This window comes from Pseudorhodoplanes sp. (assembly GCF_035565855.1).
GTDB lineage: Bacteria > Pseudomonadota > Alphaproteobacteria > Rhizobiales > Xanthobacteraceae > Pseudorhodoplanes.
Genome location: NZ_DATMRX010000327.1, coordinates 1 through 13804, shown reverse-complemented (window position 1 = coordinate 13804; position 13804 = coordinate 1). Strand labels below are relative to the sequence as shown.

The window sequence follows — 13804 nt, the reverse complement described above, 5'->3', positions numbered from 1 at the left end:
ACCGACGTCGATACGCCGGAGGCGCTCGACGCCGTGAAGGCTGAACTGGAGCGCGGCTGAGCGCGATATAGCTGGTGATCCGGGCTCGCCTTGTAGGCGCGCCGCCGGGGCTCGTGTTCGAGCGCGGGCGTTCGCTTGTCTCGTCATAAGGTACTGATTTCGTTGAGATTGGGCCGCGCGTTAGCGCACTTCAGACGAGGCCAGGCTTTCTCCCTGACCGCCCCTTGTGCCCGTGCCAGGAAACAATTATGACTGACTGGTCAGTCAAAATAATAAAGCCATGAGCCAGAAGCCCCACCAAAGCCGAGTCGAACCGCCTGCAGTGCCGCTATCCCGATCCGAGGGAGCGGCGAGGCACGGCGCGTCGACAAAGCCGCGCGGGGCCCGCGAGATCCGAATTGCGCAGCGCCGCAAGGCCATTCTCGACGCTGCACTCGACGAGTTCTCCTCGCAGGGTTTTGCCGCCGCGCGGCTCGACGACATCGCAAGGCGCGCCGGCGTCGCCAAGGGCACGATTTATCTCTACTTCGCCGACAAGGAGACGCTGTTCCAGGAACTGGTGCGCTCGATGCTGGCGCCGGTCATCGGACGGCTGGAAAACCTCGCCGATGTTGCGGTGCCGTTTCCGGTCCTTGTGGAACGGCTGGTGGATCTGATGGTGCGGGAGGTTCTTGAGACGCGCCGCAAGGACATCGTTCGGCTCGTGCTTACCGAGGGAACGCGCTTTCCGGCGATCGCGGAATTCTATCACCGTGAAGTGCTGAGCAAGGTCTTCGCCGGGCTGCGCGTCGTCCTCCTGCGGGCCCTCAATCGCGGCGAATTGCGCCACAAGGCGCTGGTCGAATTTCCGCAATTGCTCGCCGCGCCGCTGCTGGTCGCGATCGTCTGGAACAGCGTGTTCGGCGCGCTGCAGCCGCTCGATGCGCGGGCGATGCTCAAAGCCCATATCGATATTCTGTTGGACCGCGGGAGCGTGTCATGATCGCTTCGCTGGCAAGCGCACTGCGATTTCTGCGGCCGTGCTTGCTGGCCGCCTGCGCGTTGCTGTCGGCCTGCACGAACGGCAATGACAATGTTCTGCAGGGCTGGATCGAAGGGGACTTCATCTTCGTCAGCCCCGACGAGCAGGGGCGCATCGAACAGATGCTGGTGCGGCAGGGCGATGCGGTGAAGAAAGGACAATTGCTCTTCGTTCTGGACAGTGATCTCCAGCAGGCCGATCTCGGTGTCGCGCAGGCGACCCTCGCCAATACCAAACAGGCATTCGATCGTGCGCAGCAGCTTCTGCAAAGCAAATCCGGCACGCAGAAGGACTACGATGTGGCGCAGGCTCTGTATCGCGAAGCGCAGGCTCGGCTCGACGCCGCGCAGACCCGCCTCGCGCGCCGGCGCGGCATCAGCCCCGTCGATGGTCTGGTGCAGCAGGTCTACTACCGTGCCGGCGAAACCGTGCCGGCCAGCCGGCCGATCATTTCGATCCTGCCGCCGGACAATGTGAAGGTACGCTTCTATGTGCCCGAACCGATGCTGGCCAAGCTTGCGATCGACGATCCGATCACTTTCACCTGCGACGGCTGCCCGGGCGGCATGACCGGCAAGATCAGCTTCATCTCGCAATATGCCGAATATACGCCGCCGGTGATCTATTCGCAGCAGGAGCGCCACAAGCTTCTCTATCTCATCGAAGCATTGCCGAACGATCCGAAGGCGCTGCGCGTCGGTCAGCCGGTCGATGTTACGGTCGCGCCGCGGGCGCATGTTCAATGAATGCGAAATCGGACATCGCCATCGACGTGCATGGGCTGACCAAATCATTCGGCAGCCGGGTCGTGGTGCGCGATCTGTCGATGCAGGTGAAGAAGGGGACGATCTACGGCTTTCTCGGCCCGAACGGCTCCGGCAAGACCACGACGATCCGCATGATTACCGGCCTTCTCACGCCCGACAAAGGGGAGGGCACGTGTCTGGGTTATAACATCCGCACCCAGGCCGACGAGATCAAGCTGCATGTCGGCTACATGACGCAGCGCTTTAGCCTGTATCAGGACCTGTCGGTCCGCGAGAATCTGGAATTCGTCGCGCGCCTGCATCTCATGAAAGATCCGGTGAAAGCGGCGCGCGACATGATCGCGCGGCTCGGCCTGAAGGGCCGCGAGGAGCAGCTCGCCGGCGAATTGTCCGGCGGCTGGAAGCAGCGCCTCGCGCTCGGCGCTTGCACCTTGCCCTCGCCCCAGCTTCTGTTGCTCGACGAGCCCACCGCCGGCGTCGATCCCAAGGCGCGCCGCGAGTTCTGGGATGAGATCCACACACTCGCCGCCGAAGGCCTGACCGTGCTGGTTTCGACGCATTACATGGACGAAGCCGAGCGCTGCCACGAAATCGCGTATATCGCCTATGGCGAATTGCTGACGCATGGCACGGTCGAGGAGGTCATCCGGCAGGCGGGCCTCAAGACCTATGATGTCAGCGGCCCCGACGTGAACGTGCTTCTGCATGATCTGCAGAACAAGCCGGGGATCGACATGGTCGCGCCATTCGGCAACAGCCTGCATGTTTCGGGCCGGGACGCTGCTGCACTGGAAGCCGCGATCCGGCCCTATCGCGAGCGGCCGGACCTGACCTGGAAGCATTCCGAGCCAAGTCTGGAGGACGTGTTCATCGACCTGATGAGCCGGGCGCGGGACAATTTCCAATGAGCGCGGTCGAGACGCCCGTCGCCAGGCCCCGCCGCTGGAGCGCGTTCTGGCTCCGGACCCGGGCAATGCTGATCAAGGAATTCATCCAGCTTCGCCGCGACCGCGTGTCGTTCGCGATGATCGTGATGATCCCGCTGATGCAGCTGGTGCTGTTCGGCTACGCCATCAACACGACGCCGCGCGATTTGCCGACCGCGGTGCTGTTGCAGGAACACAGCGATCTTGGCCGCTCGGTCCTCAAGGCGCTGCAGAACACCCGCTATTTCAAGGTGACGCATCAGGTTGAGGACGAAGCCGAATTCGACCGGCTGCTGGCGTCGGGCGTGGTGTTGTTCGGTGTCGAGATTCCACGCGGCTTCGAACGAGCGATAAGGCGCGGCGAGCGTCCCTCATTACTGGTCGCCGCGGATGCCACCGATCCGGTGGCCTCGGGCTCCGCGCTCGGGGCGCTCGGGCAATTGGTGCGGACCGCGCTGCAGAACGACCGTGGTCTGCCGGACGTCGGACGACCGCTGTTCGAATTTCGCACCCATGCCCGCTACAACCCGGCGGCTGAGACCGCACTGAATATCGTACCCGGCCTCGTCGGCACGATCCTGACCATGACCATGCTGATCTTCACCGCATTGTCGGTCACGCGCGAGATCGAACGCGGCACGATGGAAGCGCTGCTGGCGATGCCGATCACGCCGCTTGAAATCATGCTCGGCAAGATCATTCCTTACGTCTTTGTCGGTTTTATTCAGGCGACGCTGATCATCGGTACCGGCGTGTTCCTGTTCCATGTGCCGATCCATGGCAGCCTGATGTTGCTGGCTTGGCTGTCGACGTTATTCATCGCCGCCAATCTGTCGATCGGCTACACCTTCTCGACGATCGCCCAGAACCAATTGCAGGCGATGCAGATGTCGATGATGTTCTTCCTGCCGAACATCCTGTTGTCCGGATTCATGTTTCCGTTCGCCGGTATGCCGGCCTGGGCGCAATGGATCGGCGAAGCGCTCCCGCTCACCCATTACATCCGGATCGTGCGCGCGATCATGCTGAAGGGCGCGAGCATCGAGGACCTGCGTTACGATGCGATAGCTCTGTTCGTCCTGATGCTGATTGCAATGACGATCGCGGTGCTGCGATTCCGGCGGACGCTTGATTAGCTAACGCCGGACATGCAGCCCGAGCCGGGCGTAAAAGCCGTTCCGATCGTCGCTGTCCATGGCCCATCCCGCCGCCGCTGCCCATTCGACCCAGGCAAAGCGAAAGCCGGTGACGTGCAGGCCGGCGCGGAACTGATGGTAGGTGTCGCGGCTCGCAAATCCCCCGATTTCCGGGCCGAGATAAAAGAGATCGGCAATACGCCAGCCGAAGGCCGCGCGCGCTGCATAGCTCGGTCCGATCGTGCTCACCGTTGCATCTGCCGCGATCATCGTTGTCGAGGTCGGCTCGTGCCAGAATTCGATGGCGCCGCGAAAGCCCACATGGCTACCGTTGAGGTCGCTGCCGGGGTCATAGGGCGCCTGGCTGTGATGCTGCAGATCAACCCCGCCGAATACGGTCACGAAGGTCTTGCCGTGCACGAAGCGCCAACCCGGCAGAAAGAAGCCGGTGAACTGCACGCTATTGACCTGAGCGTCATCGAGTGCGCCTGATCTGTATTGGTAGGCGCCTGACCCGATCAGAGTCTTGAAGGTGAAGCCGCCATTGTCGAGCCCGGCCGGCGACCACAAGGTGCCGCCATACGAAAAGCTGCCGTGACGCCAAAGATCGGTCCCGCTGAAAAAAAGGAAAGTATCATCGCTGCGCGCGAAGCCGTCGGCTCGCGCATCCACTCCGCACAAGAAAGCAACGGCCGCGACAGCGCCGAGCTGCGCGGCAAGTCCCCTTACGCCGGACATGGAAAGCAACTCGCAACTGACGCGGACCTGCGGGTGCACCCCTAAGGCCCGCGTGAATGCTACGGGCGGCAATTCCAGGTTGCAATCAATTTTACCGCGGCAGGATGCGGCGCGGCGGTTCGCCGAAGTTGCGGCGCACCATCGCGGAAAAGGCGCTGGGGCTCGCGTAGCCGACCTTGGAAGCGGCTGTGCCGACGGGTTCACCCGAAGAGAGCCGGGCAAGGCCATCGATCGCGCGCAGCCGCGTGCGCCATTCGCTGAAACTGAAGCCGGTCTCGCTGCGGAAGAGCCGGGCCAGCGTACGCCGGCTGGCGCCGGCCCGCATGGCCCATTCGTCGAGATCGCCCGGCGCATCCGGCTTTTCGAGCAGAGCACGCGCAACCCGTGCCGCGCGAGGATCGCGAGGCATCGGCACATGCATCCTGCGTTCCTGCATTTGCGCAAGTTCGGCGAGGATGAGCTTTGCGATCATGCCGCCGCGGCCGGCCTCGTCATAATCGAGCGGCTCCTCAAGCGCGGCGAGGATCAGTTCGCGCATCAGTCCGCTGACCTCAACGAGAAGCGGGCCATGCGGCAGGTCCCGGCAGGCAGCGGGGTCGATATAGATCGTGCGCATCGCCAGTTCGCCGCGCATCGCCATGCAATGCGGAAAGGCCGGCGGCATCCAAAGCGCGAGCGCGGGCGGCACGATCCAGGCGGCGTCCGCCGTTTCCACTTTCATGGTGCCGCGGATCGCGTGAATGAGCTGCCCGCGTTTGTGGAGATGCAGGGGGATGCGATCCCCGTCCGGAAAGGTTTTCGCCATCGCCGCCACGGCGCGCGGGGCGTCATCGCGATTGTTTCGATATTCAGGGCGCATCGCGGTACCGGCTTTGGCCTGTTCGCGATGATATTCGGCTAAAATGTCGCCTGCGGGCAAGATAGGGGACTGGAAAGAGGGGGCTTCCGATCGATCACGGCTCGGCCGGGCTCAGGCCATCGGCCGCGCTGTGACCGCGCAGGGTCTCGATTTCCGCCTGCATCCGCTTCATGTTCTCGAACAAGCGTCGCGCGCTTAACTGCATGAAGTAATAGCCGAATTTCGGATTCTGGAAGAACAGCTGACGGACCTGATCGTAAGTAATGGTCAGGATCTGGCCGCCGTCGACACAGACCGCCGATTGCGTGCGGACACGGTCGGGCGACAGCATGCCGAGTTCGCCGATCACTTCGCCGGGCGGGATGGTGATGCCGAGCTCCGGAATGCGCAGGCTGCCCGACATCACGAAGATGATCGCGTTCGCCGGATCGCCCTTGCGGAACAGCACTTGGCCCGGAGTCATCACACCGGTGGTCGTGAACGGCCTGATCCAGTTCATGTCCAGATCGTCCTCGTGGGACTCTTTGGTTTCGCGAACCAGCGAAAGCATCTGGTGAAGCCGAAAAATGTTCAGCGGCAGCAGCGTCGCATGCAGGATCAGAACGGGGTAGGCGGGATGCAGATAGCCATAGAGGAGAAAAAGCACATTGCTCGCGATCGCGATGACCCGCAGCGGGACCATCGTTTTCACGGAAAAGGTGGCGAAAACCAATGCGGCAGCCGCATAGCCGAGCCACTCGGTAAGCCCAACCGCCGCCATCTCAGTGGATAAAAATCCAAACATTATTCGCTTCCCCCCCTCGTGTTGCGAACGCTGTTCAATGCGCCTTTTTTGATCTCTTGTGAGGCGGCGTAAGCCAAGGCTCGGGCATCAGATCGACCACCTTGGCTCCGGTTCGCTTATGCACGATTTGCGCAATTCGGCTGCGGTGGCAATGCGACGGATCGCGCTCAAAGCAGAGGAGGCAGACCCGCTTTCCGGACTGGACCAGCGCTATCAGGGCGTCCATCTCCTCGATCGCGTCATGGGTCTGCAGATGCTTGTCGTAGATGCGCCACATCGCCTCCACGCGACCGGCGCGCACCGCAGCGCGACCTTCGGCCGGGGTGCCGAGCTTTTGCAGGTGCAAATAGCCCATGCCGGCTTCATCGATGGCAGCAGACAATGCGCGTTTGGAGAAACCGGGCTTGCGGGAGGCGGCGACGGCGCGGACATCGGCCAGAACCTGGACCCGAGCATCCTTCATGGCCGCCAGCACGGCATCCGGATGCGATTGCTCATAGCCGATGGTGAAGATATTCGGCGTGGCCATGTGAACCTCCCATGGGCTTCAGATGACAAAGCAGCAATGGGACGCCCTTGAAGTTAGCCTCATGGCGTCCCATATGGCGACAGAGCGATGTTGAGCCCTAAAGCTCCATAGCTTCCAGGCCACGGATGTTGTGGGTGACGCCGGATGTAAGCGCACCTGCTTCATTTCGTGGCTTTTCGCTTGCCTTCTCTAATGCCTGGTCATTGGTGACGGTTGCGGCACGATACGCGGCGGACGCGTGGCCAGTTCGGCTTCCAGGCGCGCGATGTTTTCGAACAGGCGCTTGCTGGTCAGTTTGAGGAAACCAAGCCCGAATTCGGGATTCTGATAATAGAGCTCCTCGAATTTCTCGTAAGCGAGCGACAGCACTTCACCGTCATCGAGCGAGATAAGGGTCGCGGTTCGCACGCCCTCCGGCGACAGTAATCCAAGCTCACCGACCACGGCGCCCGGCTCGAGCGTGATACCGATTTCCTGCAACTCGTAGCGGCCAGTGACCACGAGATACATCGCCTCGGCGATATCGCCCTTGCGGAAGATCACCTGGCCCTTCTTGGTTTTGCGGCGCGTCATGAACGGCTGCAGCCAGGTCATGTCGAGATCGGACCGCGACGCGCGCTGGGTGCGGCGGATGAGCTGCCGCATCTCGTGCACGCGATACAGGTTGAGGGGCAGGACGATGCAGTTGAGCACGATCGTCGGCCAGATGCCGGCTATTCCCGCATAGACCAGAAACAGCACATTGGTGACGATGCCCACGACCCTGAGCGGGATCATGGTCTTCATCCAGTATTGCACCACCGTGAGAACGATGCCTGCGGTCGCCGCGGCTTGGGCAATCAGGGGAATTTCCATAGCGTGCTCCAGGCCGGCTGGCTCGCGCCGGCTCCGGACGCACTATCGCCGTTCCGCGGACCTGGGATCAACTCCCGCCCGTATGCGTTCGATCAGCGCCATTGCCGCAGCCGGGGCCCGCACCTTGCCTTCATGAATGAAGTACACGAAGACGTCGCGCGGCTGCTTTTTCGGGCGGGTAACGGCGTCGATCAGCGGCAGATCGTCGGGCACGCCGCCCGCCGCCCATTGCTTGACCCGGCCCGCCCATGCATCGAGCGCCGCGGCGGAATAGCCGGTTTTGATGCGGTCTTCTCCCTTCTGCAGGCGGGCATAGACGAAATCCGACGTGACATCGGCGATTGCCGGATAGGTGGCGTGCTCGGAAAAGCACACCGCGATCCCAAAGCGTCGGACCAGCTTCACGAAGTCGGGGACGCAGAAGCTGTCGTGACGGACCTCGACGACATGGCGCAGCTTGCGGCCATCGAAATCCTCCGGAAGCAGTTCCAGGAAACGTCCGAAATCCGCCGCGTCATATTTTTTGGTCGGGGCGAATTGCCAGAGCAGGGGGCCGAGACGGTCGCCCATCTCGGTTACGCCGGAATTGAGGAAGCGCTTGATCGAGTCGCCGGCATCCGCCAGCACGCTGCGGTTGACGGCGAAGCGGGGACCCTTGAGCGAGAACACGAAGCCGTCCGGGACTTCCGAAGCCCATTTGCGATAGCTGGCGGGACTTTGCGTCCGGTAGAAGGTGCCGTTGATCTCGATCGAGGTGAGGTGGCTTGCCGCGTATCGCAATTCCTGGGCATGCGGGAGGCCCTTTGGATAGAACTCGCCACGCCATGGTTCGTACGTCCAGCCGCCGATGCCGGTAAAGATGCGTCCCGTTCTGGATGGCATGGGCTCCTCCGCCTGGTCATTGAGCCGTGCGCAGGGGAATGCGTCAATCGGGGAATGCGTCTGAGCGGCGCCGGCCGTGACCTGATCCAGAGAGGTGGCCAACGTGTCGCTCACATCCTCATTAGGCGGGCTGCAAGATCGTCAACCGTATGGACGGAAGACCGGTTTGAGCGGGCGCCCGACGAGATAATCGCGCACATTGCCCTCCAGCGCCTTGCGGTAGATGCGGAGCGCTTCCGCCGTGGCCTCGATCGTGTGCGCGACATCGGCATCGGTGTGCGAGTAGCTGATCACGAAGGACGGTGCCAGGACGCCGCGGCGGATCATTTCCTGCATGAACAGGGCGCGGAATTCCTGACTGGGGTTGCCGTCGGCATCACGTGTGGTGAACAGCAATGCGCAATCCCGGCCGAGACATTGCACCTGATCCGCAACCCCGGCATCGCGCGCCGCCGCGGTGACACCCTCGCGTAGCTTGCGTCCCTGCCGGTAGAGATGACCGACGACATCCTGATCGCGATAGGTCTTCATCGTCGCGATGCCCGCCGCAAGCGCGTGCGTCTCGGCGCCATGAGTGGTGGACAAGAGAAAGACGCGCTCGCGGTCGTGCTCGTACCCGCCGAGCTGCATGATCTCGCGCTTGCCTGCGAGCGCGGACAGCGCATAGCCATTGCCCATCGCCTTGCCGAAGCAGGATAGATCTGGCGTCACCCCGTAGATGTGCTGGGCGCCCGACTTGTGCCAGCGGAAGCCGGTCAGCATTTCATCGAAGACCAGCAGGGCGCCGTTGCGATGACAGAGATCCTTCAATGACGAAAGGAAACCCGGCTCCGGTTCATCCAGCCGCGCCGGTTCTAGGACCACGCAGGCGATTTGGTCGGGATGGCTCTCGAACAGCGCCGCGACACTCTGCAGGTCGTTGTAGCGAAATCCCAGCGTGTAGGCGCGTGTGCGCTGTGGAATGCCGCCGGGCATCGGCGTTGCTCCGATGAACCAGTCCGACACCGAAAAGAATGGATGATCGTTGCATATTGCGACGTGGTCACGTCCGGTATGGGCGCGGGCAAGGCGAACCGCGCCATCGAGCGCGTCGGAGCCGTGCTTGCCGAACTTGACCATCTCGGCGGTGGGGACAAGCTCCAGGAAGCATTCGGCGCATTCGACTTCGATTGGCGCGGGACGCACGAAGTTCGTGCCGTATTGCATCTGCTCGATGGCGGCTTCCATCACCGGCCGATATGCGTGTCCGAGCGTGACCGAGCGCAGCCCCATGCCGTATTCGATGTATTCGTTGCCATCGAGGTCCCAGACGTGGGAACCCTTGCCCCGTGCGATGAAGCCCGGTGCAAGCTCCGGATATTGATCGTCACCCTTGGCGTAGGTATGCGCTCCGCCGGGGATCAATTCGTGAGCACGGCGACTGAGCTTGCGACCGTTGTCGAATGTGGTTCCGCCGAGCCGGGCGGCAGGCTTCTTAACGTGCAGAACAGAGCTTGCGGCCATTCCGATCCCCGCTTGTACTGACTGCTTAGCCTATCGACCAAGTTGTGCGTCAGAGCTACGCGACTGCTGGTCGCAGCTCGCCATTAAAGCAAGAAATGGCTAACAACGGGCGATGCTTTTCTCGGTAACCTTACTTGGGGCGTGAAGCGAAACCTCGTGCGATTGCCGAACGGGTTTCACACGCATGACGTGACGCTCCGTCAATCAACGTGCGCAGGCGCCCTACTGGAAGGCCACTTCCGCAAAGCTGCGCAGCTTGCGCGAATGCAGCCGCTCGCTTTCCTGCGATTTGAGCTTTTCGATTGCCGCAAGGCCGATGTCGAGATGCTGGCTGACGCGCTGGCGATAGAACTCCGCGGCCATGCCGGCGAGTTTGATCTCGCCGTGCAGCGGTTTGTCTGACACGCAGAGCAGGATGCCGTAGGGAACCCTGAAGCGGAACCCGTTCGCCGCGATGGCCGCCGATTCCATGTCGAGGCCGACGGCGCGCGACAGCGACAGGCGACGAATGACGGCAGCGTGGTTGCCAAGTTCCCAGTTCCGGTTGTCGACGCTGGCCACGGTGCCCGTGCGCATGATGCTTTTGAGCTCGTATCCGGAAAGGCCCGTGACCTCTGCGAGCGATTGTTCGAGCGCGACTTGAATCTCGGCGAGCGGCGGTATCGGGACCCACAACGGCAATTCCTCATCGAGGACATGGTCGTCGCGGACGTAGCCATGCGCGAGGACGTAATCGCCGAGCTTCTGCGTGTTGCGAAGGCCCGCGCAATGTCCAAGCATCAGCCAGGCATGCGGGCGCAGGACGGCGACATGATCGGTGATGTTGCGGGCGTTCGATGGGCCGGTCCCGATGTTGATCATGGTAATGCCGCGGCTGCGCGCGGCGACGAGGTGATAGGCGGGCATTTGCGGCATCCGCAGGGGCGGGGCCGTGGGCAAGGCCGGTGGGCTTCCTTTACGGGTGACGATGTTGCCCGGCTCGACGAAGGCATCGTAGGGACCATCGCCTGCCGCGAGGCGCTCGCGGCACATCCGCACGAAGGCATCAACGTAGAACTGGTAATTGGTGAAGATCACGAAGTTCTGGAAATGCTCGGGATCGGTCCCCGTATAGTGCACCAGCCGGTGCAGCGAATAATCCACGCGCGCGGCGCGAAACATGGCAAGCGGCGCCGGTGCGCCGGGCGGCAGCTGCAATGTGCCGTCGACGATGGAGTCGTCCATCGTCGCAAGATCGGGCGTGTCGAACCGGTCGCGCAATAATCGTCCGGCCACATCGAGGCCACCGGAGATGAGACTAGCGGCAAGGCCCGTATCAGAGGCATAGGCGAAATGGATCGGGATCGGCTCATGCGACTCGCCGATTTCCACCGGCACGCGATGGTTCGCGAGCAACAATTCGATCTGCTCGGTGAAGTAATCGCGGAACAGGTCGGGACGGGTGACGCTGGTCTCGTGCGTGCCGGGTCCCGCGACGAAGCCGTATGACAGCCGCGAATCCATGCGGCCATGGGTTTGCGTCGTGATCCGCACGAAGGGATAGGTCGCGCGCACGCGCGCATCGAGCGGCGCACCGGCGGCAAAGGCTTCGAACTTTTCGCGCAGGAATGCGGTGTTGCGGTCGTAGATACGCGCGAGGCGCGCGACCGCGGCCCTGGCGTCGGTGAAGCGTTCGGCAGGAAAACGAGGTGGAGAGAGGAAAGGGGCCGTGTCTTCCATGCGCCCGAGCTTCGCCTTCGTAAGGACCAAGTCAAGGGATGGGGCGCCGCGTTACCGCCCGCAATTCCATATCATGCCGATCGGGGTCGAGGTCCAGCACGGACCGAAGCTTCCGCCATTATACCGGCCGCCATAGAAGCCGGGCCAACCGTAGCCGTAATAGGTGCGGCCGTCCCAGCCGATATAACGCCGGTCTTCGTACGCACGGTCACGCTGACGTTCACGCTCGGTGCGATAGCCGGGGAGGAAGCCGTAACCTTTCCACGCCTGTTTGCGAACGGTGACTTTTGGCCTTTGTGTCTTGCTGTCGGCCAACGCGTCCTGCGTGGCAACTGGCAGGAAAAGGGCAAAGGCGAACACCGCCCTGAACATCATTCTCGTCATGATCCTGTTCCTGGAGGTCGCATCGGACGGCATGTGTTGACGCCTGCACGCGCCCTGGTCGGCAATCTGCAAACAATCGACGAGGTTATCGGACGCGCGCTCGCATACAAGGGGCCGAGCTTCCGGATCATCGACCGGGAGTCTTGATCCAGGCAAAAAAAGGGGCCGCTCGCGCGGCCCCTTTGTGTTCGTTCGCGATGAGCGATGGACTTAGAAGTCCATGCCGCCCATGCCGCCGCCCGGCATCGCCGGCGCCGCGGACTGCTTCTTCGGAAGCTCGGCCACCATGGCTTCGGTGGTGATCAGAAGGCCGGCAACCGAGGCCGCGTTCTGGATCGCCGCACGCACGACCTTTGTCGGGTCGATGATGCCCTTCGACAGCATGTTGCCGTATTCAGCACCCTGGGCATCGAAGCCGTAAGAATACTGGTCCTTCTCCAGGATCTTGCCGACGATCACCGAGCCGTCTTCGCCAGCATTCGTGGCGATCTGACGGGCCGGGGCCTGCAGGGCCTTGCGCACGATCTCGACGCCGGTCTTCTGGTCGTCGTTCGCGGTCTTGACCTTCTTCAGGGCCTCGGTGGCACGGAGCAGGGCGACGCCGCCGCCCGGCAGGATGCCTTCCTCGACCGCGGCGCGGGTGGCGTGCATGGCATCGTCGACGCGATCCTTGCGCTCCTTCACCTCGACTTCGGTCGCACCGCCGACGCGGATCACGGCAACGCCGCCCGCGAGCTTGGCCAGGCGCTCCTGCAGCTTCTCGCGGTCATAGTCCGAGGTGGTCTCCTCGATCTGCGCCTTGATCTGCGCCACGCGCGCGTCGATGTCGGCCTTCTTGCCGGCGCCGTTCACGATCGTGGTGTTTTCCTTCTCGATCAGCACCTTCTTGGCGCGGCCGAGCATGTTGAGCGTGACGTTTTCCAGCTTGATGCCGAGATCTTCCGAGATCGCCTGGCCGCCGGTCAGGATCGCGATGTCCTGCAGCATGGCCTTGCGGCGATCGCCGAAGCCCGGAGCCTTCACCGCCGCGACCTTCAGGCCGCCACGCAGCTTGTTGACTACGAGAGTGGCAAGCGCTTCGCCTTCGACTTCCTCAGCGATGATGACAAGCGGCTTGGAGGTCTGCACGACCGCCTCGAGCAGCGGCAGCAGCTCCTGCAGGCCCGACAGCTTCTTCTCGTAGACGAGGATATACGCATCGTCGAATTCGGTGCGCATCTTGTCGGCGTTGGTGACGAAGTAGGGGGAGATGTAGCCGCGGTCGAACTGCATGCCCTCGACGATGTCGAGTTCGGTTTCGAGCGACTTGGCTTCCTCGACGGTGATCACGCCTTCATTGCCGACCTTGGCCATCGCCTTGGCGAGGTAGTCACCGATCTCCTTGTCGCCATTGGCGGAGATGGTGCCGACCTGGGCGATTTCGTCGTTCGAGGTAACCTTCTTGGAGTTGGCCTTCAGGTGCTCGACGACAGCCTCGACCGCGAGGTCGATGCCGCGCTTGAGGTCCATCGGGTTCATGCCGGCGGCGACGGACTTGGCGCCATCCTTCACGATCGCCTGGGCGAGCACGGTGGCGGTGGTGGTGCCGTCGCCGGCGAGGTCCGCCGACTTCGAGGCCACTTCGCGCACCATCTGGGCGCCCATGTTCTCGAACTTGTCGGAAAGTTCGATTTCCTTGGCGACGGTGACGCCGTCCTTGGT

At 62.6% G+C, this 13804-nt stretch carries 15 protein-coding genes; 5 read left to right on the top strand and 10 right to left on the bottom strand.

Annotated features, from left to right (window positions below; genetic code table 11):
* Positions 1-322: 322 nt before the first annotated feature.
* Genes VN004_RS18690 through VN004_RS18675 form a run of 4 tightly spaced genes read left to right on the top strand, consistent with a single transcriptional unit; the run spans position 323 to position 3850 of the window.
* On the top strand, positions 323-982 hold the full coding sequence (locus tag VN004_RS18690; protein WP_325613274.1) for a TetR/AcrR family transcriptional regulator: 660 nt from the start codon (positions 323-325) through the stop codon (positions 980-982).
* Positions 979-1767, top strand: coding sequence for an efflux RND transporter periplasmic adaptor subunit (locus VN004_RS18685; RefSeq protein WP_325613273.1), 789 nt, complete (start codon positions 979-981; stop codon positions 1765-1767). The genes VN004_RS18690 and VN004_RS18685 overlap by 4 nt, the downstream gene beginning before the upstream one ends.
* Positions 1764-2696, top strand: coding sequence for an ABC transporter ATP-binding protein (locus tag VN004_RS18680; RefSeq protein WP_325613271.1), 933 nt, complete (start codon positions 1764-1766; stop codon positions 2694-2696). Before VN004_RS18685 ends, VN004_RS18680 begins: the two co-directional genes overlap by 4 nt.
* Positions 2693-3850: an ABC transporter permease gene (locus tag VN004_RS18675; protein ID WP_325613268.1), complete on the top strand. Its 1158-nt coding sequence runs from the start codon at positions 2693-2695 to the stop codon at positions 3848-3850. Before VN004_RS18680 ends, VN004_RS18675 begins: the two co-directional genes overlap by 4 nt.
* On the opposite strand, the gene bcsS is transcribed toward VN004_RS18675, so the two are convergent.
* Complete coding sequence (bcsS, locus tag VN004_RS18670) at positions 3851-4420, bottom strand: cellulose biosynthesis protein BcsS (protein WP_325613266.1); 570 nt, start codon at positions 4418-4420, stop codon at positions 3851-3853. It abuts the gene before it with no gap.
* A gap of 24 nt (positions 4421-4444) precedes the next feature.
* Here bcsS and VN004_RS18665 point away from each other — a divergent pair, with 24 nt between their 5' ends.
* On the top strand, positions 4445-4633 hold the full coding sequence (locus VN004_RS18665; protein ID WP_325613264.1) for a hypothetical protein: 189 nt from the start codon (positions 4445-4447) through the stop codon (positions 4631-4633).
* A gap of 46 nt (positions 4634-4679) precedes the next feature.
* Here the strand turns inward: VN004_RS18665 and VN004_RS18660 are convergent, their stop codons facing one another.
* The 9 genes from VN004_RS18660 to groL all read right to left on the bottom strand — a co-directional run.
* Complete coding sequence (locus VN004_RS18660; protein ID WP_325613262.1) at positions 4680-5447, bottom strand: helix-turn-helix transcriptional regulator; 768 nt, start codon at positions 5445-5447, stop codon at positions 4680-4682.
* A gap of 94 nt (positions 5448-5541) precedes the next feature.
* Positions 5542-6231 (bottom strand): Crp/Fnr family transcriptional regulator, encoded by a 690-nt coding sequence (locus VN004_RS18655; RefSeq protein ID WP_325613259.1) that lies wholly within the window; start codon positions 6229-6231, stop codon positions 5542-5544.
* 34 nt (positions 6232-6265) lie between these two features.
* Positions 6266-6760 (bottom strand): DUF488 domain-containing protein, encoded by a 495-nt coding sequence (locus VN004_RS18650; RefSeq protein WP_325613257.1) that lies wholly within the window; start codon positions 6758-6760, stop codon positions 6266-6268.
* Positions 6761-6949: 189 nt separating this feature from the next.
* Positions 6950-7615 carry a cyclic nucleotide-binding domain-containing protein gene (locus VN004_RS18645; protein WP_325613253.1) on the bottom strand — a complete coding sequence of 222 codons (666 nt, stop codon included), beginning with the start codon at positions 7613-7615 and terminating at the stop codon, positions 6950-6952.
* Positions 7616-7657: 42 nt separating this feature from the next.
* A complete protein-coding gene (locus tag VN004_RS18640; protein ID WP_325613250.1) occupies positions 7658-8497 on the bottom strand; it encodes a DUF72 domain-containing protein in 840 nt (279 codons plus the stop codon).
* A 141-nt stretch (positions 8498-8638) separates the two neighbouring features.
* Positions 8639-10000, bottom strand: a complete 1362-nt coding sequence (locus VN004_RS18635; protein WP_325613246.1) for a glutamate-1-semialdehyde 2,1-aminomutase — start codon at positions 9998-10000, stop codon at positions 8639-8641.
* Between the two features lie 222 nt (positions 10001-10222).
* Positions 10223-11719, bottom strand: a complete 1497-nt coding sequence (locus VN004_RS18630) for an AMP nucleosidase (RefSeq protein ID WP_325613244.1) — start codon at positions 11717-11719, stop codon at positions 10223-10225.
* Positions 11720-11770: 51 nt separating this feature from the next.
* On the bottom strand, positions 11771-12103 hold the full coding sequence (locus VN004_RS18625) for a hypothetical protein (RefSeq protein ID WP_325613241.1): 333 nt from the start codon (positions 12101-12103) through the stop codon (positions 11771-11773).
* A gap of 210 nt (positions 12104-12313) precedes the next feature.
* The coding region (gene groL / locus VN004_RS18620; protein WP_325613239.1) for a chaperonin GroEL at positions 12314-13804 on the bottom strand (1491 nt) is incomplete at its 5' end.